Consider the following 25,310-nt stretch of genomic DNA (forward strand, 5'->3'; position numbering starts at 1 on the left):
GCCCTCTTTATCCACGCTGTATCCGGTGATTTTTTGGTAAAAAGGAAAGCCCACTGGTTGCTTTTTAGTATTATGGAAACTTCTTCTATTTAAAAAACTGCATCAAGCAGACAAAACATTCCACTCAATGCAGTAATCTATCCATTTACAGTAAATAAAATCCAATCCCCATAATGAAGTAAGCAGCTAACAAAGTGAGGCCTTCAAACCAGTTTGTTTCTCCGTCATTGGAGATGATGATCGCCAGCAAGACAGCAGTGATCATAGAAACAAGCTCTGGAATCGTGAATACTAACGGCATTGGCTCAACAAATAACAGCGATAATAATACAAGCAATGGCGCAACGAACATGGCAATTTGCAAAGTAGAGCCAACAGCAATTTCAACGGCAACATCCATTTTATTTTTCATCGCCATCAAGATAGCAGAAGCGTGTTCAGCAGCATTACCAACGATTGCAACAATAATAACCCCAATAAATAATTCGGACCAGCCGAAGCTTTCACCAACTGCCTCAAATGTATGTACAAGACCTTCTGACACGTAGGCAACAGCAAGGGTAGCGGCAAACAAAATACCGATTGCTTTTCCCCGGGACCATTCCGGTTCCTCATGATGAGCTTCCGTCTGTTCATCTTGTGACACATAGACTCCACGATGAGTGACTAATTTAAAGAATAAAGCGGCTAAGTATAAAACGATTAACACGATCGAAATACCAATGCTTAAAGAAATCGTCTTCGTTTCATTCATGTTCATTGAAAAAATTTCTGGGATAACAAAAGCAACAATAACAGCAAACATTAATAAACCTGAATTATGGCGAGCGTCATGCACATTAAATGTTTGCCTCTTATATTTCACTCCGCCTAAAAAGAAGGAGAGTCCAGCTACTAATAATAAGTTTCCTAAAACAGACCCCGTGAGTGAGGCAAGGACCACTTCAACTAAGCCGGCTTTCAAGGCAAAAATGGAAATTATCAACTCGACAGCATTTCCGAAAGTGGCATTTAACAACCCGCCGATTCGCGGACCGGCAACAATGGCCAAACTTTCTGTCGCTCTTCCCATATAGCTAGATAAGGCAATAATTGTTAAACAATAAATTCCAAACATAACAATGCTGGACCAGTGCAATAAAGACCCAGCTACAGATAATGGTACTCCAAGCAACACCATGATCCCAAATATTCTTCCCATTTTTAAACCTCTCTTCTGTAATAAGTTTAGCAACGATCCCAACCTATTCTCTTTTATTAAAAATGATCTACTCCTCCACATTATTGTATTCTTTTCCATTTTACACGATAAAAAAACGACTTGAAAATAAGTGATTTATCCTTTCTTTTTCGCTCCCCCTATGTTAAGATGTTTTTAAATTATAATAATTTTAATTTAAAAATAAGTAGACTTCAGCCAAAAAACCTTATTATAAAGGTTTTGATAACGATTTTCACTCTCTCTTATAGTGGTGAAGTTGATTTTTATTCTCATTTAAATTGATTTATTATCAATTAAGGAGGTTTTAGTATGGATGCACAAGTAAAAGCTGTATCTTCGCGTTCAAAAGAACAAGCGGTTTGGCTTCAAAAGATACTTCCCCATGCTGAATTAATCGCGGCACTATTTAGCGGCGTATTGATTTTGACTGGGTGGTTGTTAGATCGAAACGAATTTCATACCCCTGCCATCATCAGCTATGTAGCGGCGTTTATCATCGGCGGTTTTTCTAAAGCAAAAGAAGGAATTGAAGCAACCATCGAAGAGAAAGAACTGAATGTGGAGATGCTGATGATTTTCGCAGCGGTCGGTTCGGCTATCATCGGCTATTGGACAGAAGGCGCCATTCTTATTTTTATATTTGCCGTAAGCGGCGCACTTGAAACGTATACAATGAATAAAAGCCAGAAAGAAATTTCAGCATTAATGGACATTCAGCCAGAGGAAGCGCTGCGGATCATCGATGGATCAGAAGAACGAGTCCATATCTCAGAGCTCATGATCGGTGACATGATTCTTGTAAAGCCCGGTGAAAGAATTCCAGCGGATGGTATGATCATAAAAGGGCGAACGTCTATTGATGAAGCCGCCATTACAGGTGAATCGATCCCTGTCTCCAAAGAGATCGACGGTGAAGTATTTGCGGGAACCGTTAATATTACTGGTTCAATCTATGTTGAAGTAACCAAGAAATCAACAGAAAGTTTGTTCCAAAAGATTATTCAACTTGTTCAATCTGCTCAAAGCGAAAAGTCACCTTCTCAGCAATTTATCGAGAAATTTGAAGGTACTTACGTCAAAATCGTATTAGCGGTCGTTGGTTTGATGATGTTTCTACCTCACTTTGCTCTCGGCTGGAGCTGGAATGAAACGTTTTACCGGGCGATGGTGCTGCTTGTTGTCGCTTCTCCATGTGCGCTTGTTGCCTCCATTATGCCAGCTACGTTATCAGCCATCTCGAACGGAGCTCGTCACGGTATTTTATTTAAAGGGGGCGTTCACTTAGAAAATTTAAACAACTTGAAAGCCATAGCCTTCGATAAAACAGGCACGTTAACAAGAGGAAAACCAGAAGTAACAGATGTTGTTGTTCGCGAAGACCTCGATCAAATCGAGCTATTAAAAGTAGCCGCATCCATTGAAAGTCAATCGAACCATCCACTGGCTCAAGCTGTTGTCCGCTACGCTCAAGAACAGCAAGTCACTTTTGCTTCACCTGATCATTTAGAAGATGTCGCTGGCTGGGGAGTAAAAGGGATAGTAAACGGCAAGGAATGGAGAATCGGAAAAGCGGACTTTGTTGGACGGGAAGAGGCTTTTGCATTCGCCTCCGGTCAAGCGAAAGAACTGGCCGCTACCGGAAAAACAACCGTATTCGTGGCAGACGAACAAGGTGTAGCTGCGGTGATTGCACTGAAAGATTTAATCAGAGAAGAAACAAAGCTTGCTTTAGAATTGCTGCGACAAGAAGGTATTTATACTATTATGCTCACAGGCGATAACGAAAAAACGGCCAAAGCCATTGCAGAAGAAGCTCATTTAAACAGCTTTATCGCAGAATGTTTGCCGGAGCATAAAGTGGAACACTTGAAAAAATTAATTGAAAAACATGGAACAGTCGCGATGGTTGGGGACGGAATCAATGATGCACCAGCACTGGCAACAGCCAATATTGGGATCGCAATGGGCGAAGGCTCCGACGTTGCTTTAGAAACAGCGGATATCGTCTTAATGAAAAACGACTTGCCTAAAATTGCAGAAGCCATTCGTCTTTCAAAAAAAATGAAACGGATCATCAAACAAAACATCATCTTTTCCATTTCCGTGATCATGTTGCTTATTATCTCGAATTTCTTCCAAGTGCTCGACTTACCATTCGGCGTCATCGGTCATGAAGGAAGTACAATTCTTGTTATTTTAAATGGATTACGATTGTTAAAATCTAGCTAAAAAGCAACGGCTTATTGCCGTTGCTTTTTTCATACATTGGACTTGGCCTCACTGTTTTTATAGGCGTTAATTTCACCGCCAATTAAAATGATAAAGGCTGTTAAGTAAAACCAAATCATCATAATAATAATTCCCCCGATACTTCCATAAGTAGCAGAGTAATTGCCAAAATTGTTCACATAAAAAGAAAAGCCAAAAGAAGCGGCGATCCAGCCTAGTGTAGCAAAAGCGGCTCCAGGGATCACTGAGCCCAGCTTCACTTTTAAGCTCGGAGCAAAATAATACAGCCCTACAAATACACTAAAGATGAGAATCGGGGAAATAGACCATCTAAGCCAATTCCATAAAGTAACTAATTCAAGGGAAATATTAAAATAGCTAGTTGCCAGTAAACCGAGCTGTCGCCCAAAGACTTGCAGCACTAAAGCAACAGCTACAATTAAAATAAAGCCGAATGTTAACAAAATAGAAATCCCACGATTAGTATAAAAAGGCCTCGTCTCTTCCACATTATAGGCGTGATTTAACCCTTTAATAATTGCATTCATCCCATTCGAGGCAGACCAAACAGTTCCAATAACCCCAAATGACAAAAGACTGCTATTGCGAGTCTCTACTACTTCCTCGACCATTTTTTGAATGCTATTCATCGTCTGCTCAGGAGCAAAATCTTGAATAAGCGCAAACAGATCATTCGTTGTAAATGGCAAAAAAGCCAGCAAAGTAACGGTAAAAATCATTAATGGAAAAATCGACAACAAAAAAAAGTACGCCATTTGAGCAGCGGTACCCGCTAGGTCAGACTCCTTAAATCGCTCAATTAAATAGATGATGATCTTTTTTTGCTTCTCGACCATTATCCTCAATTCATCACCTCCATTTATTTTAAAGCAGATGAATCAGATGCCGCTGATGATTTCTCTTCATCAGGGAGAAAGGTTGTTTTTGTCTCTTCCACTAATTCTTTTACTTGAGGCGTTAGTTCTTTCAAATTGCTTACTTTATCGCGAATAAACCCGATATCTTCATTAACTTGCTCGTATGTTTCTTTTGCAAGATTCATGATTTCCTTTGAAGAGTGAACAAGCTGCTCGCGATTTTTCACTAATTCACACACATGCTTGCCCCACGTATTCATTTCCTCTCTTGTTTTCCGATCCGTCAGGCTAATCGCTCCTCCCACTACAGCACCGATAACGACTCCAGCAACAAATTTCATTTTTCCCATTTTAACCATCCTCTCTTAACAATATATGTACTTTTTTATTTCATCATTTTAAACAATGATGTTGACTCCTTTGTACAACTAAAGTGAGTCCATAATTATGCTATGCTTTAACTTTAACATAGCCTTTAATTTAAATGCTGATCTTGTTTAATTAATTGTAATAGGGCTAGATTTCCCTTTCTAATCAGCTCATACACCTCTTCAAAATTCCCTGTAAAATAAGGATCTGGCACATCCTTATTTCTCACTTCTTTCACTAAATCAAGAAGCTGAATTACTTGACCTTCTCTCTTCTTACTTATCTTTCTATCAATATTTTTTACATTTTCTCCATCCATAGCCACAATATAATCAAAATTTTCTCCATCTTCAACTGTTAGCTGTCGCGCTTTTAAACCTTCACTATCAATTTTATATTTTTTTAAAATCGATAACGTACCTTCATGAGGAGATTCGCCTACATGCCAATGGCCTGTTCCAGCAGAGTCCACTTTAATGATATGGTCTAATTTTTCCTTTTTCACTAAATCTCGAAACATCGCTTCAGCCATGGGAGAACGACAAATGTTTCCTAAACACACAAATAAAACACGAATCATTATGTACACCTTCCTATTTGAGAATAATATTTACCTATTCTCTTTTCGATCACTGTTTCCCTTTATTTCAATCGACAAAATTCCTCTTTCATAGTAGTCGTGAAAGAAGAACCGCCAGTTCCCCCTTTCATTTGTGATTAATCACAATTCTGTTAAATTTATTCACATAATAGCTAGTTTTTTCAGAATATTCTTATATAATAAAAAAAAGGGGGGAGAAATGATGAATCAAGAAAAGCTTCTTGAAGTGTTAAACAGCATCAGCGGAATGATTTGGGGGCCACCACTTCTTATTTTGTTAGTAGGTACCGGTATTTATTTAACGATTCGTCTTGGATTTTTACAATTGAAATTGCTTCCATATTCACTGAAACTGGCGTTTAGCAAAAGTCAAGATCATCAATCGGAAGGAGATATTTCTCATTTCCAAGCACTAATGACCGCACTAGCTGCTACAGTGGGTACAGGTAACATTGTCGGTGTCGCCACTGCAGTGTTACTCGGAGGACCTGGAGCGATCTTTTGGATGTGGATGAGTGCTTTCTTTGGTATGGCAACAAAATACGCGGAAGCTGTTTTAGCAGTTAAATATCGCGTGCAAGATGCCGACGGCGAAATGTCTGGAGGACCGATGTATTATTTGGAACGAGGATTAAAGCAAAAATGGCTTGGGGTTCTGTTTGCGACATTTGGAGCAATTGCCGCATTTGGAATCGGAAACCTCGTACAAGCAAACTCCGTCGCGGGTGTCGTCAATTCCACTTTTAACATTCCACCTTGGGTGACAGGTATAGCTCTTACTGTGTTCACTGCTTTAGTTCTGCTAGGTGGAATCAAAAGTATCGGAAAAGTGACGGCCTTTTTCGTGCCAATTATGGCTGTCTTCTATCTTGCGGCTGGTCTAATCGTTTTATTGATGAATATTAGTGAAATTCCAGCGGCTTTTGCTCTTATCTTCTCAGATGCTTTTACTGGGAAGGCAGTAGCTGGCGGAGCGATCGGTGCTGTTATCCGTTACGGGGTGGCACGCGGAGTGTTCTCCAATGAAGCTGGTCTAGGTTCCGCTCCTATTGCAGCAGCAGCAGCAAAAACGGATATGCCTGCTCGTCAAGCGCTTGTATCTATGACGCAAGTATTTATTGATACGATTTTAATTTGTTCTATTACTGGATTAACGATTGTTCTTGCCGGAAAATATGACACTGGCCTTGAAGGCAGTGAACTGACAACCGCTTCTTTTGAAATGTTCCTTGGTTCAGCCGGTTCATATGTCGTTGCGCTCGGTCTATTATTCTTTGCTTCTTCTACAATCATTGGCTGGTCGTATTACGGAGAAAAATGCTTCTCTTATTTATTTAGCAAAAAGGTAGTTAAATATTATCGCTTTGCTTTCGTAATAGCCGTCTTTGTAGGAGCGATTGCAAAACTAGACGTCGTCTGGACTTTTGCTGATATTATGAACGGTTTAATGGCCTTCCCTAACTTAATTGGAATTGTTGGCCTATCAGGCGTCGTTATCCACGAAACAAAAAATGTGCTAAAAGCCATTAAAGAAGAAAAAAACAAAAAAATGATTGCTTAAAAATAAAAGCGGAAGCGGCTGTTTAGACTCGACAGACATAAGACGGACCGCCTATGTGGCGCTCTTTGCCACACAGGTGTGACGGCTTATGTCCGAGAGTCTAGCCGCTGCAGCTGGACAAATAAAAACGGAAGTGGCTGTTTAGAGCTTCTTGTCAATGTGCACTGAAACACTGCATTGACAAGAAGCTCTAATAATGAAATGATATGAACAAATGATTCGAGAGGATGAAGAAAACGGTGGATCTTTCTATTAAATCACCTGAAAATATTGAGTTTATGATTGAACAAATTACAACGAAATTGCGAATGGTCAATGTAGGAGCGATCAAGGCAGATCATTTTAGCGAGGCTTCTTATGAAGATTTAAAAGATCTTTATGAAATGGTCCAGCGAAAAAGTTATTTCAGTCCAAGTGAAATGCAAGCTATTGCAGAAGAACTTGGAAATTTGAGAAAATAATGATCATATTATTCAAGAAATGTGTAGTGGACCTAATTGGTTAATTAGGTTCTTTTTTGTCAAACTATTCACCTAAAGAAAAAACACTTCAAAAGTCTCCTGTTTTTCCCTGCATTTTGCGAGACTTTTTATTTCATTTATGTTAGATTAATATGTGTAATTTAGATGTAATATATTTGTAAACTTTGAAATGGGGGTTTTTTGAAATGAAGAAAAAGTTTTTCGCTTTTGGACTGGCTACAGTCATGGTGTTTTCAGCAGGTACTAGCGTATTAGGAGCTACTCCAACAACTAAAGCGCCAACGCAGCAAGTCACAAAAGAACAACAAATTAAAAACATCGTGGCTTATGCAAAAAAACTAAAAGGCACACCTTATAAAGAAGGTGGCACAACAACAAAAGGTTTTGATGCTTCTGGTTACGTTCACCATGTATTCACTAAAAACAACGTGAAATTAGCTCGTAATTCAGCAGAGATTCAAAAGCAAGGTACAAATGTAGCACTAAATAAACTTAAAGAAGGCGATCTAGTATTCTACAACACAACTGGCAAGCCTAGTAAAAAAGCTAGCTTTGTAGGTATTTACATTGGAAAAAATCAATTCATGGGCGTTACAACTAAAAATGGCGTTTCCATCATTGACATGAACAATAAGTACTGGAAATCAAAATACTTAGGCGCTAAACGCATCGTTAAATAACAAAAAACTGAACCCTCAGCAGGGTTCAGTTTTTTGTTGGAGGTTGGTTGCTTTCTTTCCCTCCTTGAGGTAGAATCAAAATTTCCACGCGACGATTTTTCGAACGACCTTCTTCTGTTTCATTAGAAGCAATCGGTTGGTACTCTCCGTACCCTTTCGCACTAAAAAGACGCGGATCAAGCTTTTTATTCTCTAATATTACCTTCATAAAATTCACAGCACGCATCGCACTTAATTCCCAGTTCGATTCAAACTGAGCAGTTTTGATTGGGATATTATCTGTATGGCCGCTAATGATTACATTACGAGGAACATCCATTTCAAGCAGTCTCGAAATCTCTTGAGCTGCTTTACGATCTTCCTCCCTCACTTCAGCGACTCCAGAATTAAATAGGACGTTATCACGAATACGCAAAAGCAGTCCTTCCCCATTTAAAGTGGTCTCTACTTTATTTTGTAAATTATTTTCCTTAATATATTGAGTCATTTTTTCTTGCATCTCAGACAACTCTTTTTGATCCTTCTCGCCTAACCCGTTAATTTGCTGATTGTTAGATTCGTTTTTGCTGTCATTCATAACTTCTGCCGGCGTAGTACTCGGATATTCCATTACTCCAGCCCCACCTTGAAAAACATCATTAAAGGCTTGAGATACCATTTGAAACTTTTTTGCATCAACAGAACTCATCGCAAACAAGACGATAAAGAGAGCTAGTAAAAGCGTTAATAAATCGGCATATGGAATGAGCCAAGATTCATCTATATGTTCATGCTCATGTTGTTTCTTCCGTCCTTTAGCCATTCGCATCAACGCCCTCTTCTAACAATTTTTTCTTTTCTTCTGTCGGTAAATAAGACGCTAGCTTTTGCTCTAATACACGTGGGGCCTCTCCTTCTAAAATCGAAAGAACACCCTCAATCATCATTTCCTTGACTTTCACTTCCTGCTTCGATTTACGCTTTAACTTGTTTGCAAATGGATGCCATAACACATAACCTGTAAAAATCCCCATCAGTGTCGCAACAAAGGCTGCCGATATCGCATGACCAAGGCTATCTGTGTCATTCATATTTCCAAGAGCAGCAATCAAGCCAATAACTGCTCCAAGCACTCCCAATGTTGGTGCATATGTGCCTGCTTGCGTAAATATTCCCGCCCCTGCCTGATGACGTTCTTCCATCGCGGCCAGTTCTTCATTTAGCACGTCACGGATATAATCTGCACTTTGACCATCAACGGTTAAGCTCAATCCGTTTTTTAAAAATGGATCATCGATTTCATTTGTTTTGGCTTCAAGCGCGAGTAGCCCTTCTTTACGAGCGAGCTCTGCCCATCCTGTAAACAAACTGATTACCTCTTGCGGGGTCATCAGTTGTTGTTCTTTAAACAAAATTCCAAACAGCTTAGGTACCTTTTTCAGCTCACTCATAGGAAAGGCAATCGTTACTGCTGCAACCGTTCCAAGAATAATAATGAGTAATGCTGCAGGATTCACAAGGACAACCGGGCTGACTCCTTTAAATACCATCCCCACTCCCACTGCAATAATTCCTAAAATTATTCCAATAATTGAACTCTTATCCATACTTTTTTCACCTTATCATTTTATTTTATAATTCTTTTATCGGATTAAAATAAAAAATTTATATAGCTATTTTTTTGAAAATCATGAATAAAATGCAGTAATCCATCAAAAAAAAGAGAATATCTTTGTCGACATTCTCTTTCTGCTTATTATTCCTCTAATACCATAGCTGGACCGAAAAATTCATAATGAATAGCTTCTTCATTAATGCCATTAGCCTTTAATTGCCGAATGACGGCTTCCATAAATGCGGCGGGACCGCATACATAGCAACTACTATCTTCTCGGACGATTTCCTTTAATAATTCTTGTGTGAGATAGCCATCTACTTGTTCATATTTCACATAAGATTGTGCATTAGGCAGCTGTTCCACCCATTGCTTCGTTTCTTCTTTAAAAGGGTGAACGTCTTCATTACGAGAAGCGTGAATAAAGACGACGGGACGAGTACTTTTTTTGACAGCCAATGATTCAAGCATGCCCATCATTGGTGTAATACCGACTCCCCCGCTAATGAAAGCAACAGGTGCTTCACTTTCTGTATTTAGATAGAAGTCACCAGCTGGCGCGCTTACTTCAACCGTATCGCCAACGTTGACATGTTCATGTAAATAATTAGAGACCTTCCCTTCAGGTTTTTGCTCCATTTCTTTTTTGACAGAAATACGGTAATAATCATGCACTGGAGCGGCCGATAAGCTATATTGGCGATTGAGAATATATTCTTCATCTGGAATTTCAAGCTTCACAGTAATGTACTGTCCTGGTAAATAAGACGGCAGTGGCGCACCATCTTTCGGTTTTAAGTAAAAAGAGGTAACGACAGCACTTTCTTCTTTCTTATCTACGACTTCAAATTCCTTAAAATCGATCCATCCTCCTGCTTGTTCACTGGCTTCTTTATACATTTCCGCTTCTACGTCGATAAAGACTTTCGCAATGACTTCATACGCTTCAGCCCACGCATTAATGATGTCATCTGTTGCTGCTTCTCCGAGCACTTCTTTAATTGCCTTTAATAAATATTGTCCTACAATCGGATAATGTTCTGGCTTCACGGCTAAGCTGCGATGCTTATGTCCGATTTGTTTCACCGCTGGAATCAGCACTTCTAACTGATCGATATATTTAGCTGCCGCATACACTGTATTCGCTAGTGCCGTTTGCTGCCGGCCCTTTTCTTGATTAGCATGGTTAAAAATATTTAATAACTCCGGATGATCGGCAAACATCGTTTTATAAAAATAGGTTGTAATTTCTTTTCCTTTTACTTCAAGTACTGGAGCAGTTGCTTTCACAATTTCAATTGTTTTTTCTGATAACATATATATGCCTCCATTAAAGTAGTATTTATAATACATCTTATTTATAAATCATCTTAGAAATTAAAGCAATATATAAAATACATCTTTAAAGAAATGTTCACATCTCTTTGAGGAGAGATGTATAGCAGTATATAATGGAAATACTAAACGATTCGTGGTGAATACTAATGAGACTAACGCTTTACACAGATTATTCTTTACGTGTACTCATTTATTTAGCCTCTAAAGAGGAAAATGAGCTAGCTAATATTAAGGACATCGCAGAGGCTTACAAAATATCAAAAAATCATTTGATGAAGGTAACGTATGAGCTTGGCAAAATGGGATTAATTGAAACAATTCGAGGACGAGGAGGCGGTATTCGCCTAGCTATGTCTCCAAAGGATATTAATATTGGACAAGTGGTGCGAAAAACAGAAGATGATTTTCATTTAGTCGAGTGCTTTAACAAAGAAAAAAACCAATGCCTTCTTACCTCTGTTTGTGGTTTGAAGCATGTTCTTGCCGAAGCCTTGCAAGCCTATCTTGCTGTTCTTGATCAATACACGTTACAAGATATTGCCAATGAACCGAATAGGCTAAAAGCTTTATTCGAAAAAAATCCCGAAGAGTGATGAACTCTCCGGGATTTTTTTAATCTTCTTTAGTAAATTTAAAAGCCACAAACACAAATAATAAAAAGCTAATTAATAAAATGCTTCCGCCAACAATATAAAAAATCATCGTAAATGTCGGTGATAAATGAAAAGGCTTCACAGTATAAAGCCACATACCAACCGTTAAACCGATGGAGCCAATGATCGCACTCCATACATGAGCACCGGCAAGCTTTGATTCTTTTGGTACTTGATACATCCGATAAAATGCTGAAAAAGCAAATAAACTTAACCAACCCACGACTAAAATGTGAGCATGAATCGGACGAAAAGCATAAGACCCGGCTCCTGCCATATGTGAGCCTAATACGGCACCAACGAAACCGAAAATAGCAGCAAATCGAACTAATAATACATGATAAGCCATATTCTTCCCCCTCTTTCTAACGCGAACCCCATTTTTAATTATAACGAAAATAACCGCTTCATACATAATCATTTGCCATCTGTCTGTTTATTGGTACAATTATGAAAACAACTTTTTTTGAGGAGAGCCTGTCTATGAAAAACTTTCAACAAACTTTAGAAAAATATGCTGAATTAGCCGTTAAAGTCGGTGTCAATATTCAACCTGGACAAACATTAGTAGTCAACGCCTCTACTAACTCAACTGAGTTTGTTCGCTTGATTGTCCAAAAAGCGTATGAAGCTGGCGCCAAACATGTCCACGTAGAATGGAGCGATGATGCCGTTACCCGGTTAAAATATGACCTTGCTCCTGATGAAGCATTCACCGAATTTCCTAAATGGCGAGCACAAATGCTTGAAGAATTGGCGGAAGAAGGAGCGGCATTTATGTCTGTGATCTCTTCTAGCCCTGACTTATTAAAAGGTGTTCCTTCTGAACGGATTGCCACCTTCCAAAAAGCAAGCGGACAAGCATTAAATAAATACCGCCAATTCATTCAATCTGACAAGGTAAGCTGGTGTGTCGTTGCTGCTCCATCCGAAGCTTGGGCGCAAAAAGTATTCCCGCATCTTCCTCAAGAAGAACAAGTTCCAGCATTGTGGGAAGCGATTTTTAAAGCGGTGCGTGCAGATGTCGATCAGCCAGTTGAAGCTTGGAAACAGCATGATCAAACGCTGCATAAAAAGGTTGATTATTTAAACAGCAAACGCTATAAGTCCCTTCATTACACAGCTCCAGGAACAGACTTAACGATTGATTTACCTAAAGGCCATCTATGGGTTGGCGCTGGCAGTATCAATGAAAAAGGCTACGAATTTATGGCAAATATGCCAACAGAAGAGGTCTTTACAGTCCCTCATAAAACGGGTGTGAATGGTCATGTGTCCAGCACGAAACCATTAAGCTACGGCGGCAATATTATCGATGAATTCACGATTACATTTGAAAATGGTCGTATTACAGAAGTGACAGCTAAAGAAGGGGAAGAAGTACTGAAAAAGCTCGTAGAAACAGATGAAGGCTCACATTACCTTGGAGAAATCGCACTCGTTCCACATCATTCTCCAATCTCTGAGTCAAACATTCTTTTTTACAACACGTTATTTGATGAAAACGCCTCTAATCACTTAGCAATTGGCAGTGCTTACGCCTTCTGTATTGAAGGAGGCAAAACAATGTCTCAAGAAGAATTAGAAAAGAACGGATTAAATACAAGCATCACTCACGTTGACTTTATGATCGGCTCAGAACAGATGAACATCGATGGTATCACCGCTGATGGACAAAGAGAACCCATTTTCCGCAACGGCAACTGGGCAGAAGAAATTTAATATTGAACAGAAGCTGTCTCACTTTCTAACGAGACAGCTTTGTTTTTTGCGAGACGAGATGTCTCGTTAGAGGTAACATCAATTTTATTAAAAACTAAATTGATTCAATCGTTTATAGTAGTCAATTAGAAAATGATAAAACATCTTTTCAGACGGCGGCAGTTCCCTTGATTTTGTAATAATGACTCCAACTGTTCGGCTAATGATGGGAGCACTGATTGGCAAGCTGACAGTACCGAGCGGCGTTTGATCTACAAGCAAGGTTTCCGGCAGTAAGGTTACGCCAAGTCCCGCTTCCACTAAGCCTTTAATCGTATAAATATCTTCACTTTCAAAGCCGACATTCGGTTCAAAGCTGGCTTGTTGGCACGCTTCAAGGACAAGCTTCCTCATATCATATCCGGTGCGAAACAAAACAAACTGATCATCTTTTAGCTCTCTTAAATGGACGATCTCCTGTTTAGCTAACGGATGGTGATTCGGTAACAGCACTCGCATGCGCTCTGAAAAAAACACATGTGTATCAATATCGGCTGTTTTTTCAGGTACGGGTGAGACGAAAGCTAAATCGATCTCTCCTTCTTGCACTAAATCTTTCAGTTCTTTGTTAGAGCCTTGATGAAAATCAAAGCCGATATCTGAGTATTGCTTACGAAAGGCAGAAATGACTCGAGGCAATGTCTTTGTGGCTAACGAGTTCGGAAACCCAAGACGGATTTTCCCTGTCTCAGGGTTTAAATACTCATTGACTGCAGCCACGGCTTTATCAATTTCATTCATTGCCGATTCGATATGGTGCAAAAATATCTTCCCCGCATACGTTAGCTTTACATTCCGTCCCTCGCGTAAAAACAATTGGACCCCAAGCTCATCCTCTAATTTGGCAATTTGCCGGCTGATCGCTGATTGGGCGACATGCAATCGATAGGCCGCTTCCGTTACATGCTCTTCTTTCGCCACTTCCATAAAATATTTAATTTGACGAAGTTCCATGTCTTCACCTCTTACAGTGCTACCTAGTTTTATTTTCTATTTTACCACCAAAACGAAATAGACCGGACATTTCCCTGTCCGGTCACTGATTATTATTTTTTCATTAAACTGTAAAGTACGGCTTTTTGGGCATGCATCCGATTTTCTGCTTGTTGGAACACAACTGATGCTTCTCCGTCCATCACACTTGCGGATACTTCTTCCTCACGATGCGCAGGAAGACAATGCATAAATTTACAATCAGGGTTAGCCGCTGCCATAAGCTGGTCATTTACTTGATAAGGGGCAAATGCTTGCAAGCGTTCCTTCGCTTCCTCTTCCTGTCCCATACTCGTCCATACATCAGTATAGATGAAATCCGCCTCTTTCACTGCTTCTAACGGATCTTCTATAAATGTCAACTTCGCTCCCGTTTGTTCGCTAATTTTCTGTGCAGCTTCCACTACGTGAGGAACAGCTTCATAGCCTTTTGGCGCTGTTAAGGTAAAATCCATGCCAACCATGACTGAAGCAATCATCAAGGAATGAGCAACATTGTTTCCATCTCCTACATATACCATCTTGTTGCCTTTAAAGCCGCCTTTTAATTCATAAACTGTTAATAGATCAGCGAGTGCCTGACAAGGATGGTATAAATCTGTTAAACCGTTAATTACCGGAATGCTCGCCGCTTCCGCCAATGCTTCAATTCTTGAATGACTATGTGTACGAATCATAATTCCATCTAAATAACCAGATAATACTTTTCCTGTATCTTCAATTGTTTCCCCGCGCCCTACTTGCAGATCATTCGAGCTTAAAAACATCGCATGGCCGCCCAGCTGAAGCATCGCCGCTTCAAAAGAAACACGCGTACGAGTGGAATGCTTTTCAAAGATCATTCCAAGAATTTGTCCCTTTAAGCTGTCGAAGTATTTTTCTTTATTTTTTTTCATGTCATCTGCTAGTTCAACCAGTGCCACAACATCTTCTGAAGAAAAGTCGATCAACTTTAAAAAGTCTAGTCCATACATACTTTCTGTCTTTACTGTTTGCGTTCCCATTCATCTCTCACCTTTCTATTTAAACGTTATCCACGTCATTTCTAAAGTTAAGCTTATTAATATTTATACATTAAAGGGAATTAAAATACAACCTTAATTTCTGAATTCTTTCACTTTTTATAAAAACGACAGATTTGTGTCTATTTAATGTATACTAATCCGTAGACATAATTGACGAGGTGACAGCAATGAGAGAAAAGAAATTCATGAAAGATACTTTATCTATAAAAACTAGCTATGTACTGCCTCCTGATACAAATCATCACGGCACTTTATTCGGCGGAAAATTAATGGCTTATATTGATGATATCGCTTCAATCGCAGCCACAAAATTCGCAAGAAAGCCCGTTGTAACGGCTTCTACAGATTCTGTCGACTTTTTGAAGCCTATTCGTGTCGGCGATGCTGTTACACTAGAAGCAATGGTTTCTTACACAGGAAACACTAGCATGGAAGTGTTTGTCAAAGTGTTATCTGAAAACTTATTAACTGGGGAATCAGCCGTAGCCGCTCTCTCCTTTCTGACATTCGTTGCATTAGACGAAAACGGAAAACCTGTTCCAATTCCTGAAGTCGTACCGGAGTCAAAAGAAGAAAAATGGCTGAATGAAACAGCGTCCAACCGTGCTGAGCATCGGAAAGCCCGCAAAAAATATAGCAAAGAACTAGCTGAATTCTTCGCTGATGAAGAAAAGTAAGCTCCAGTTCTAAACATCGGCCTGAAAGAACACTCTTTCAGGCCGATGTTTTTTATTAACAGTACTCCCCCACTTTTCTCCTATGTTTAAATACTCGGATTGCTCAATGAATACGACATCATTCGATGACAAATATTAATTTTTGATAACAAGAATCATGGTACTTTTTTCTAATTCTTCATCTACCTTTGACCTGACTGAATTCAATAATTGTTATATTTCTCATGAATTTGTAATAAAGATTTTTCCTTATTTTGTCCCCTATACTTTGATCTTTCAGCGATTCTATACTTAAGTCAGTTAATATTGGAGGTATGTATGATGTTTGGACAAGCTGAAATCGGGATCGATTTAGGAACCGCCAATCTGTTAGTATACAGCAAAGATAAAGGAATTATTGTGAATGAGCCGTCTGTTGTCGCAATTAATAAAGATACAAATAAAGTGTTAGCGATCGGTTCTGAAGCAAAAGATATGATTGGAAAAACTCCAGGGCGCATTATAGCTACTCGTCCCATGAAGGATGGGGTCATTGCCGACTTTGAAATCACGACGGAAATGCTAAAAGGATTAATGAGAAAAGCAAGTAAAGAACTAGGATTAAGCTTACGGAAGCCAACTGTTGTCGTTTGTACACCCTCAGGGGCCACTACAGTGGAAAGACGGGCGATTGAAGATGCCATCAAGCATAGCGGAGCCAAAGAAGTTCACTTAATTGAAGAACCTGTAGCCGCAGCAATTGGAGCGGATTTGCCGGTAGAAGAACCGATCGCAAACTTAATTGTGGATATAGGCGGGGGGACGACGGAAGTAGCGATCATTTCTTATGGCGGAATCGTTACTTGCAACTCGGTCCGTTTAGCCGGAGATAAGCTGGATGAAGATATTGTCCACTACATCCGCAAAACATATAATTTGCTCATTGGTGAGCGGACAGCTGAAAATATTAAAATGGAGATCGGTCATGCGTTAATTGAACACGTCGAGCAAACGATGGCGGTACGCGGACGTGATTTAATGACAGGCTTGCCAAAAACGATTGAAGTAAGCTCTTATGAAATCCAACAAGCGATTAAAGAGTCCTTGCTTTCTATTTTAGAATCCATTCGTACAACACTAGAAACTTGCCCTCCTGAGCTGAGTGGAGACATCGTAGATAGAGGAATTGTCTTAAGCGGTGGCGGCGCTTTGTTAAAAGGCATGCAAGAGTGGGTGAGTGAAGAAATTCTTGTCCCTGTTCACGTTGCCCCTAATCCTTTAGAATCTGTCGCAATTGGCACGGGACGATCTTTACATGTGCTAAAGGCTTTACAAAAAGTGAAAAACTAATAAAAACCTTAAAGACTGTCTCATAAGGGATCTAACGAAGAAATTCATTCAGGAGCAGATTCTCTTGTTCGAGACAGTCTTTCGTTATTTAGTCGCGAATCATTCCCTTACTTGAACCAACGAGAACGTCTTTGCCATGCTGATTGCGGTAAATGGATTGAATTTCTACATTTTTATAGCCTGACATTTGCTCTACTTTCGTTAAAGTAAGTTGGCATGTGATCGTATCCCCAGCAAATACAGGACGAATGTATTTGCTTACTATCTCTCTCGCAATATAATTCAAATCCCCACCAATTTTCGTTCCAATGCTAGCTGTCATTAACCCGTGGACCATTAATCGGCCTTGTTCATCCCGTTCCATATGATGTTTTCCTTGATCACCGGAAAGCATAGCAAATTGTCTAATTTCCTCTTCATTAAACGTACGTTCCCATGTAAACACATCGCCTTGTTTAATCCCCATATTTACCTGCCTCCTATTTTTAGAATTATCTGTCTATTTACAATATAACATACATGCACCAATAAATGAATTTCTATTCATTAAAAAAGAGGCCTTCCATAATAGGTAGCCTCTCTATTCATTAATATGGCGTTTCTTGATAAAAGTAGTTAGGTGTTTTTATCGTATGATCATATTCCTGGTGGAAAATATGAGTGGCAGCTGGTGAGATCGGCGGAATGAGCCAAGTCCAATCTCCTGTAAGTGCTCGCCCTTCCTGTTTCTCATTTTGCTCGAACACTTTAAACTGTTGGGCTGCTGTGTGATGGTCCACAATGCTGACACCTGCCTCTTTAAATGAATACAGCACAGCCGCATTTAACTCAATCAATGCCCGGTCCTTCCAAAGCGTTGATGCCTTACTTATATTTAACTCCATCCGTTCTGCGATCACCGGTAGCAAATTATAGCGAAACTCATCTGCCAAGTTACGTGCACCAATTTCCGTTCCCATGTACCAACCATTAAACGGGGCTGTTTTGTATTCAATCCCGCCAATTTCTAATTTCATGTCAGAAATGATTGGCACGGCATACCATTTGAGCCCAAGCTCACGAAACCATGGATACTCCGGATGTGAAAGTTCCACTTCCTTCATTAACTCCTTCGGTGCTTCCTTCCAAATTGGTGGCCGCTCACCAATTTGTACGACCCACGGAAGAAAGTCAAAGTTGGTTCCTTTGCCTTGCCAACCTAGTTTTTCGCATTGTTTCGTTAGCTCTACAGACAGCGGATCCCCAACGATGCCTTCCTCCGTTTCATAGCCAGCATAACGCATGAGTTGATGATTCCAAACTCGTACCTCTTCTCTGTTCGGTAAAGAAGGTGGAAATACAGTAATAACAGGGCGAATTTTCCCTTCATTTGTCGCGTAGTCCACATGTCTCTCCAGCGCTTGGAATACGTCTTCTTCCGTTCGTGTTGACCGTTCATCAAACACATGAAGCGTTTGCCAAAATAAGCGGCCAATACAGCGATTACTGTTGCGCCAAGCCATTCGCGCCCCATGCTCTAACTCTTCGTATGTATGGGTATAACTTCCTGTCGACTCAATTTCCGCTTGAACCTCTTGCAGACGTGTTGTTCGTTCGGCTTCTGATTTATTTAATTCTTCGTAACATTGTTCAATAAAAGTCTTTGCCTCGTTCCAAAGTTGTATATTCATTTATAGTCCACCTTAACTTCATTGCTTTTACTGTCAGTATAACATTTTCTTCCCCCGCTATCCTTCGACAACTTGTTGAAGAAATATTACTTCTCTCGAATGATTTTAAAGGTTCCTGTCCCTTTTCCAAGCAAGCGGCCCTCCGCATCGGTGATTTCCCCTTCAATAAAAGCAAGTTTGTAACCTTGCTGAAGAATTTTTGCCTCCGCAAAGATTTCACCTGAAGATACACTAGCGAGGAAATGAGTCGTTAAATTGGTAGTGACGCACTTTTCTTTCGTGACCGCACGAAGCAGCATCCCTTGAATAAAGTCAAGCATCGTTGCATAAACCCCTCCGTGCAAAGTGCCGTTTGTATTTAGTAATTCATCTTGAATCTTTAACTTGATCTTCACCCGATCTTCTTTAAAATCCACCACTTCAAATCCAATATGCTGAAAAAATAAGTTGTTTTCAAAATCCTGTTTCACAAACTCCAATGTTGTCGCCAATGGTCATCACCCTTTCTGCTTTCCTACCTTCTTAATTCTTTCATAGCCGCAAAAAACCTGCAAAAGCAAAGAAAAAACGGCCTTGCATATTTCTTGATATAAAAAAATAAAAATTCTAAATATTCACTTGACTGTTCTTTCAGCAACAGCTATGATGTTTCTATCAATTAAATATTGCATTTCTTATCAAGAGAAGCCGAGGGTACTGGCCCTGAGACGCTTCAGCAACCAGCCAATTCCTGGCCCGGTGCTAACTCCAGCAAACGAACTTTTCGTTTGAAAGATAAGAAGGAATAACGATCGATGATTACAAAGCCTTCTTATTTTTAAGAAGGCTTTTTTTATTTCCATTTTTCAGCTAATTACAATAAGTCACAAACGATTAATAAACATTCACATAGTTTTTATTTTAGAGAGGGTGAAAGAAAATGAGTATTTTAGATCGATTGAAGCATGAGGTACTCACAGCCGATGGCGCGATGGGAACATTGCTTTATTCATATGGAATTGATTTTTGCTATGAGGAATTAAATATAGAAAAACGGGAAGTCATTGAGCAAATCCACCTTGATTACATTAAAGCAGGAGCCGATGTGATTCAAACAAACTCCTATGGTGCTAATGCCTATAAACTTGCTCGCTACGGCTTAGAGCATCGCGTGCGGGAATTAAATAAAACTTCGGTGCAAATCGCTAAAAAAGCAGCAACCCCTAACGGCCGATTGGTGCTAGGAACAATTGGTGGCATACGCGGAATGCGCAAAAGCAGCATTACTTTAACAGAAATTGAAGCAACTATTCGTGAACAAGCAGATAGTTTATTGACCGAACAGCCAGACGGTCTTCTCTTAGAAACGTATTATGACTTCGATGAATTAACGACTGTGCTGAAAATGATCCGCCACCTAACCGATCTTCCGCTTATTGCCCAAGTATCGATGCATGAACCAGGTGTGCTTCAAAATGGTCTGGCATTAAATAAGGCTCTTCAGCATCTCGAAGAACTGGGAGCGGATGTGGTAGGCGTGAATTGCCGTCTCGGTCCCCATCATACGATTCAAGCCTTAGAAGAAGTCGCCTTACCGAAAAAAGCGTTTCTATCGGCTTATCCAAATGCTAGTTTATTAGATGTAGAGGATGGGCGCATCGTCTATGAATCAGAAGCGGATTATTTCGCAAAAGCAGCGGTTCATCTGCGCAATGAGGGAGTTCGCTTAATTGGCGGTTGCTGCGGAACGACACCAAATCATATCGCAGCGGCCAAAAAAGCATTAGCTTCCCTCCCTCCCATTACCGAGAAAAAAGTGAAAATCCCACAGCCGATTATCATTAAAGAAACGGTTACACCTGCAGAGCCTCGCCTGCATGAAAAAGTGAAAACGGAACGAACGATTATCGTAGAACTAGACACACCGAAACAATTGGACACAGCAGCCTATATTGAAGGAGCTCAAGCTTTGCAAGAAACAGGCATTGCCGCTATCACCATGGCTGATAACTCATTAGCTTCTCCGCGAATAAGCAACTTAGCGATGGCCTCTTTATTAAAAATGAATCATCAAATTCGCCCGCTCATTCATCTTACTTGCCGAGACCGTAATTTAATCGGACTACAATCTCATTTAATGGGGCTGCATGCTTTAGGTTTGCATGATGTGTTGGCCGTCACCGGTGACCCAACAAAGGTGGGAGACTTTCCGGGGGCCACTTCCGTCTATGATGTATCAAGTTTAGAATTAATTCAGTTGATTAAACAAATGAACGAAGGTATTTCTTTTTCCGGAAAACCATTTAAACAAAAAGCCAACTTCTCCGTTGCCGCTGCCTTCAATCCAAATGTACGCATGCTTGATCGAGCCGTGAAGCGGTTAGAGAAAAAAATTGAATGTGGAGCCGATTATTTTATCACCCAGCCGGTATTTACAAAGGAAAAAATCATCGAAGTATATGAAGCGACAAAGCATTTACTAACTCCTATTTTTATCGGAATTATGCCTTTAACTAATGCGCGAAATGCTGAATTTCTTCATCATGAAGTACCGGGAATTAAACTATCTGAGGATACACTAAAGCGCATGAAAGCTTGTGATGGGGACAAAGAAGCCTCTGCCAAAGAAGGAATCAGCATCACGAAAGAGTTAATTGACACAGCTGCCCAGTTGTTTAATGGCATTTATATCATCACGCCTTTCTTGCGTTATGACATGTCCATCGAATTAATCCGTTATATTCAACAACTAGATCGAAAAACAAATGAAAGAGGGATCGCTCATGTCCAACCAACATCTAATTGAAAAAGAGCTAGAAAAACGCATTCTCATTATTGATGGGGCGATGGGGACGATGCTTCAGCAAGCCAATTTAACAGCCGATGACTTCGGCGGTGAAGAATATGACGGCTGCAATGAATATTTAAATATGACGTCACCCAATGTGATTGACCGCATTCATCGCGCCTACCTCGAAGCCGGCACAGATATTATTGAAACCAACTCCTTCGGCGGCACTGCACTCGTGTTAAATGAATATGGACTTGGGAAACATGCGTATGAAATTAATCGGCGCGCAGCTGAAATTGCTCGAAAATGCGCCGATGACTTCTCTACGCCAGAACATCCTCGTTTTGTAGCAGGAGCCATTGGACCAACAACAAAGACACTATCAGTCACAGGCGGCATTGACTTTGAAACGCTCAGCAAGGACTTTGAACAGCAAGCCATCGCTTTAATTGATGGCGGAGCGGACTTAATCTTAATGGAAACAAGCCAAGATATGCTTAATGTTAAAGCCGGAACGCTCGGCATTCAGCGCGCTTTTGAACAAACGGGAAAAACATTGCCAATTATGATCTCAGGTACAATCGAACCAATGGGAACAACACTGGCAGGACAAAATATTGAAGCATTTTATATCTCAATTGAACATATTAACCCGCTTTCCGTCGGCTTAAACTGCGCGACTGGACCGGAATTTATGACCGATCATATTCGCTCACTGTCAGCTTTATCGAAAAGCTTCGTCAGCTGTTATCCAAATGCCGGCTTGCCCGATGAAGAAGGCTGTTATCACGAATCTCCACAATCATTAGCCCAAAAGCTCAAAGGCTTTGCAGAAAAAGGTTGGATCAACATTGTAGGCGGTTGTTGCGGAACGACACCTGACCACATCCGGGCGATGAAAGAAGCAGTAAAGGATCTGCCTCCTCGACCTCGACCGCATCATCCTCATGATCATGCCGTATCGGGAATCGAACCGCTTTTATACGATGAGACGATGAGGCCATTATTTATCGGAGAACGAACGAATGTCATTGGCTCACGCAAATTTAAGCGCCTGATCATTGAAGGCAAATTTGAAGAAGCGGCAGAAGTCGCTCGCGCTCAAGTCAAAGGCGGCGCTCATGTCATTGATATTTGTTTAGCCAATCCAGATCGCGATGAACTAGAAGATATGGAAAACTTCATGAAAGAAGTCGTGAAAAAAGTGAAAGTGCCGCTCGTCATCGATTCCACTGACGAAAAGGTCATTGAAAAAGCACTGAAATATTCACAAGGGAAAGCGATCATTAACTCGATTAACTTAGAAGATGGCGAAGAGCGGTTTGAAGCGGTCTTGCCGCTCGTGAAAAAGTATGGAGCAGCAGTCGTCGTTGGAACGATTGACGAAACAGGGATGGCCGTTTCCCGGGAGCGTAAACTAGAAGTGGCTATTCGCTCGTATGACCTTTTAGTCAACAAATGGGGAATGGCTCCTGAGGACATTATTTTTGACCCACTCGTCTTCCCTGTCGGCACAGGTGATGAGCAATATATTGGATCTGCTGAAGAAACGATTGAAGGCATTCGATTGATTAAAGAAAAACTACCGAACGCGTTAACAGTACTTGGTGTCAGCAACGTCTCTTTCGGCCTCCCTCCCGTTGGCCGCGAAGTATTAAATGCTGTGTATTTGTACCACTGTACGCAAGCAGGGCTTGATTATGCGATCGTCAATACCGAAAAACTAGAACGTTTTGCTTCGATTCCGCCGGAAGAAATCGAACTCGCAGAAAAGTTGTTATTTCATACAAATGATGAGACATTAGCGGCTTTTACCGACTTTTACCGTGACAAAAAGAAAGAAAAAAAAGAAGCAGACATTCCGAAAACAGTACCGGAACGCCTCGCTTATTACGTTGTCGAAGGAACGAAAGAAGGATTGATTCCTGATTTGGAAGCGGCACTTCACCTATACGACACGCCACTCGACATTATTAACGGCCCACTGATGAAAGGAATGGCAGAAGTCGGCCGTCTATTTAATGACAACCAATTAATCGTCGCAGAAGTATTGCAAAGTGCCGAAGTAATGAAGGCCGCCGTCGCTTTTTTAGAGCCATATATGGAGAAAAAAGAAAATGACAACGGCAAAGGAAAAGTCGTTCTTGCTACAGTCAAAGGCGATGTGCATGACATCGGAAAAAATTTAGTCGACATCATTTTAAGCAATAACGGCTTTAAAGTCGTTGATCTCGGAATTAAAGTGACACCATCAGAACTAATTGAAGCGATTAAAAAAGAGAATCCCGATATGGTTGGCCTGTCTGGACTGCTCGTCAAATCCGCTCAGCAAATGGTGTTGACTGCCCAGGATATGAAAGCGGCGAGCATTGATGTACCCATTTTAGTCGGAGGCGCGGCTCTCTCCCGTCGCTTTACGGAAACAAAAATTTCACCAGAGTACACGGGTCCCGTGTTATACGCAAAAGATGCAATGGATGGTTTGTCGATTGCGAGCCGCTTGCAAGACGAAGAGGAAAAATCAAAGCTGCTTCATGAACTAGAAGAAAAACAAGAAAAACGAAAAGAGATCGAAGCGTACCGCGAAACGGCTAAACCAGCGGTAGCGGTTTTAGACAAGCCAAAGAAAACCGTTCGGCAAGATGCTCTGGTCTATCAGCCGCGCGATTTGCGCAAGCACATTCAGCGAGATTACCCGGTCACTCATTTAAAGCCATATATTAATATGCAAACATTAATTGGCCACCATCTTGGGTTAAAAGGCAAAATTGACAAATTGCTAGCAGAAAAGGACGAACGTACGCTGTTACTTAAAGAGACAGTCGATGGATTTTTACAGGAAGATGTGTTAAAAACAGCAAGCGTGTATCAATTTTTCCCAGCTCAATCAGATGGAGACGATGTTATTATTTACAATCCGGTTGATGCGAAAACGGAAATTGAACGGTTCACCTTCCCACGCCAACAAAAAGAACCCTTCCTTTGCTTAGCCGATTATTTAAAATCGGTCGACAGCGGCGAAATGGATTACGTCGGCTTATTCGTCGTCACAGCCGGCTTCGGTGTTCGTGACCAAGCCGCTCAATTCAAAGAAAAAGGCGAATTCCTACAAAGCCACGCTATCCAAGCAACGGCATTAGAGCTAGCGGAAGGATTCGCCGAGCGCATCCATCAAGAAATGCGCGACCAATGGGGCTTCCCGGATCCGGTTGACTTTACGATGAGAGAACGCTTTGCCGCCAAATACCAAGGCCAGCGCTTCTCATTCGGCTATCCAGCTTGTCCAAACCTCGAAGACCAGGGCAAGCTATTTAAACTATTGCAGCCGGAAGACATCGGCGTCCGCCTCACCGAAGGCTATATGATGGAACCGGAAGCCAGCGTATCAGCCATTGTATTCGCCCATCCAGATGCCAGATACTTTAATGTCGAATAACAACAAGCTAGCAAAGCGGCGTTCTTTACCGCACAGACGTAA

The 25,310-nt window shown here is 40.7% G+C and carries 23 protein-coding genes and 1 riboswitch; of the genes, 10 read left to right on the forward strand and 13 right to left on the reverse strand.

Going from position 1 to position 25,310, the window contains the following annotated elements:
• Positions 1–145: 145 nt before the first annotated feature.
• Positions 146–1,201, reverse strand: coding sequence for a calcium/proton exchanger (gene cax, locus IRB43_RS12775; RefSeq protein ID WP_203363873.1), 1,056 nt, complete (start codon positions 1,199–1,201; stop codon positions 146–148).
• A 330-nt stretch (positions 1,202–1,531) separates the two neighbouring features.
• Here cax and IRB43_RS12780 point away from each other — a divergent pair, with 330 nt between their 5' ends.
• Positions 1,532–3,451 (forward strand): heavy metal translocating P-type ATPase, encoded by a 1,920-nt coding sequence (locus IRB43_RS12780; RefSeq protein WP_203363874.1) that lies wholly within the window; start codon positions 1,532–1,534, stop codon positions 3,449–3,451.
• A 29-nt stretch (positions 3,452–3,480) separates the two neighbouring features.
• Here IRB43_RS12780 and IRB43_RS12785 read toward each other — a convergent pair whose 3' ends face one another.
• The 3 genes from IRB43_RS12785 to IRB43_RS12795 all read right to left on the reverse strand — a co-directional run bounded on the left by IRB43_RS12785 (position 3,481) and on the right by IRB43_RS12795 (position 5,278).
• Entirely contained in the window at positions 3,481–4,308 is an 828-nt protein-coding gene (locus tag IRB43_RS12785) for a YihY/virulence factor BrkB family protein (RefSeq protein WP_203363969.1), read from the reverse strand.
• A gap of 23 nt (positions 4,309–4,331) precedes the next feature.
• Positions 4,332–4,679 carry a hypothetical protein gene (locus IRB43_RS12790; protein WP_203363875.1) on the reverse strand — a complete coding sequence of 116 codons (348 nt, stop codon included), beginning with the start codon at positions 4,677–4,679 and terminating at the stop codon, positions 4,332–4,334.
• Between the two features lie 125 nt (positions 4,680–4,804).
• A complete protein-coding gene (locus tag IRB43_RS12795; protein ID WP_203363876.1) occupies positions 4,805–5,278 on the reverse strand; it encodes a low molecular weight protein-tyrosine-phosphatase in 474 nt (157 codons plus the stop codon).
• Between the two features lie 223 nt (positions 5,279–5,501).
• Here IRB43_RS12795 and IRB43_RS12800 point away from each other — a divergent pair, with 223 nt between their 5' ends.
• The 3 genes from IRB43_RS12800 to IRB43_RS12810 all read left to right on the forward strand — a co-directional run bounded on the left by IRB43_RS12800 (position 5,502) and on the right by IRB43_RS12810 (position 8,022).
• Entirely contained in the window at positions 5,502–6,860 is a 1,359-nt protein-coding gene (locus IRB43_RS12800) for an alanine/glycine:cation symporter family protein (protein WP_203363970.1), read from the forward strand.
• A gap of 239 nt (positions 6,861–7,099) precedes the next feature.
• Positions 7,100–7,321: a DUF1128 family protein gene (locus tag IRB43_RS12805; RefSeq protein ID WP_203363877.1), complete on the forward strand. Its 222-nt coding sequence runs from the start codon at positions 7,100–7,102 to the stop codon at positions 7,319–7,321.
• Between the two features lie 206 nt (positions 7,322–7,527).
• Positions 7,528–8,022 carry a C40 family peptidase gene (locus IRB43_RS12810; RefSeq protein ID WP_203363878.1) on the forward strand — a complete coding sequence of 165 codons (495 nt, stop codon included), beginning with the start codon at positions 7,528–7,530 and terminating at the stop codon, positions 8,020–8,022.
• Positions 8,023–8,047: 25 nt separating this feature from the next.
• Here the strand turns inward: IRB43_RS12810 and motB are convergent, their stop codons facing one another.
• The 3 genes from motB to hmpA form a co-directional block, all read right to left on the reverse strand.
• Positions 8,048–8,824, reverse strand: a complete 777-nt coding sequence (gene motB / locus IRB43_RS12815) for a flagellar motor protein MotB (RefSeq protein WP_203363879.1) — start codon at positions 8,822–8,824, stop codon at positions 8,048–8,050.
• Positions 8,817–9,608 carry a flagellar motor stator protein MotA gene (gene motA, locus IRB43_RS12820; protein ID WP_203363880.1) on the reverse strand — a complete coding sequence of 264 codons (792 nt, stop codon included), beginning with the start codon at positions 9,606–9,608 and terminating at the stop codon, positions 8,817–8,819. Before motA ends, motB begins: the two co-directional genes overlap by 8 nt.
• A 149-nt stretch (positions 9,609–9,757) precedes the next feature.
• Positions 9,758–10,933: an NO-inducible flavohemoprotein gene (hmpA, locus tag IRB43_RS12825; RefSeq protein WP_203363881.1), complete on the reverse strand. Its 1,176-nt coding sequence runs from the start codon at positions 10,931–10,933 to the stop codon at positions 9,758–9,760.
• Positions 10,934–11,100: 167 nt separating this feature from the next.
• On the opposite strand from hmpA, the gene IRB43_RS12830 reads away from it, so the two are divergent.
• Positions 11,101–11,547, forward strand: a complete 447-nt coding sequence (locus tag IRB43_RS12830) for an RrF2 family transcriptional regulator (RefSeq protein ID WP_203363882.1) — start codon at positions 11,101–11,103, stop codon at positions 11,545–11,547.
• A 19-nt stretch (positions 11,548–11,566) separates the two neighbouring features.
• Here IRB43_RS12830 and IRB43_RS12835 read toward each other — a convergent pair whose 3' ends face one another.
• Positions 11,567–11,956 (reverse strand): hypothetical protein, encoded by a 390-nt coding sequence (locus IRB43_RS12835; protein WP_203363883.1) that lies wholly within the window; start codon positions 11,954–11,956, stop codon positions 11,567–11,569.
• A 134-nt stretch (positions 11,957–12,090) separates the two neighbouring features.
• On the opposite strand from IRB43_RS12835, the gene IRB43_RS12840 reads away from it, so the two are divergent.
• A complete protein-coding gene (locus tag IRB43_RS12840) occupies positions 12,091–13,329 on the forward strand; it encodes an aminopeptidase (RefSeq protein ID WP_203363884.1) in 1,239 nt (412 codons plus the stop codon).
• A gap of 87 nt (positions 13,330–13,416) precedes the next feature.
• On the opposite strand, the gene gltC is transcribed toward IRB43_RS12840, so the two are convergent.
• Together gltC and argF are read right to left on the reverse strand one after the other, a co-directional pair.
• A complete protein-coding gene (gene gltC / locus IRB43_RS12845) occupies positions 13,417–14,322 on the reverse strand; it encodes a glutamate biosynthesis transcriptional regulator GltC (protein ID WP_203363885.1) in 906 nt (301 codons plus the stop codon).
• A 92-nt stretch (positions 14,323–14,414) separates the two neighbouring features.
• Positions 14,415–15,365, reverse strand: coding sequence for an ornithine carbamoyltransferase (gene argF, locus IRB43_RS12850; protein WP_203363886.1), 951 nt, complete (start codon positions 15,363–15,365; stop codon positions 14,415–14,417).
• A gap of 188 nt (positions 15,366–15,553) precedes the next feature.
• On the opposite strand from argF, the gene IRB43_RS12855 reads away from it, so the two are divergent.
• Positions 15,554–16,063 (forward strand): acyl-CoA thioesterase, encoded by a 510-nt coding sequence (locus tag IRB43_RS12855; RefSeq protein WP_203363887.1) that lies wholly within the window; start codon positions 15,554–15,556, stop codon positions 16,061–16,063.
• Between the two features lie 321 nt (positions 16,064–16,384).
• Positions 16,385–17,392, forward strand: a complete 1,008-nt coding sequence (gene mreBH, locus IRB43_RS12860; RefSeq protein ID WP_203363971.1) for a rod-share determining protein MreBH — start codon at positions 16,385–16,387, stop codon at positions 17,390–17,392.
• 88 nt (positions 17,393–17,480) lie between these two features.
• On the opposite strand, the gene IRB43_RS12865 is transcribed toward mreBH, so the two are convergent.
• The 3 genes from IRB43_RS12865 to IRB43_RS12875 form a co-directional block, all read right to left on the reverse strand.
• Positions 17,481–17,858 carry a MaoC/PaaZ C-terminal domain-containing protein gene (locus IRB43_RS12865; protein ID WP_203363888.1) on the reverse strand — a complete coding sequence of 126 codons (378 nt, stop codon included), beginning with the start codon at positions 17,856–17,858 and terminating at the stop codon, positions 17,481–17,483.
• Between the two features lie 121 nt (positions 17,859–17,979).
• Positions 17,980–19,062 (reverse strand): nitric oxide synthase oxygenase, encoded by a 1,083-nt coding sequence (locus tag IRB43_RS12870; protein ID WP_203363889.1) that lies wholly within the window; start codon positions 19,060–19,062, stop codon positions 17,980–17,982.
• A gap of 86 nt (positions 19,063–19,148) precedes the next feature.
• Positions 19,149–19,553, reverse strand: a complete 405-nt coding sequence (locus IRB43_RS12875; RefSeq protein WP_203363890.1) for a PaaI family thioesterase — start codon at positions 19,551–19,553, stop codon at positions 19,149–19,151.
• A 180-nt stretch (positions 19,554–19,733) separates the two neighbouring features.
• Positions 19,734–19,843: riboswitch (SAM riboswitch) on the forward strand.
• 138 nt (positions 19,844–19,981) lie between these two features.
• On the opposite strand from IRB43_RS12875, the gene IRB43_RS12880 reads away from it, so the two are divergent.
• Together IRB43_RS12880 and metH are read left to right on the forward strand one after the other, a co-directional pair.
• Positions 19,982–21,847: a bifunctional homocysteine S-methyltransferase/methylenetetrahydrofolate reductase gene (locus IRB43_RS12880; protein WP_203363891.1), complete on the forward strand. Its 1,866-nt coding sequence runs from the start codon at positions 19,982–19,984 to the stop codon at positions 21,845–21,847.
• The gene (metH, locus tag IRB43_RS12885) at positions 21,825–25,268 is read left to right on the forward strand and encodes a methionine synthase (protein ID WP_203363892.1); all 3,444 of its coding nucleotides are present in this window, start codon (positions 21,825–21,827) and stop codon (positions 25,266–25,268) included. Before IRB43_RS12880 ends, metH begins: the two co-directional genes overlap by 23 nt.
• The last annotated feature ends 42 nt before the right edge of the window (positions 25,269–25,310 follow it).

This window comes from Bacillus sp. REN10 (genome assembly GCF_016820555.1).
Classification (GTDB): Bacteria; Bacillota; Bacilli; order Bacillales; family Domibacillaceae; genus Bacillus_CE.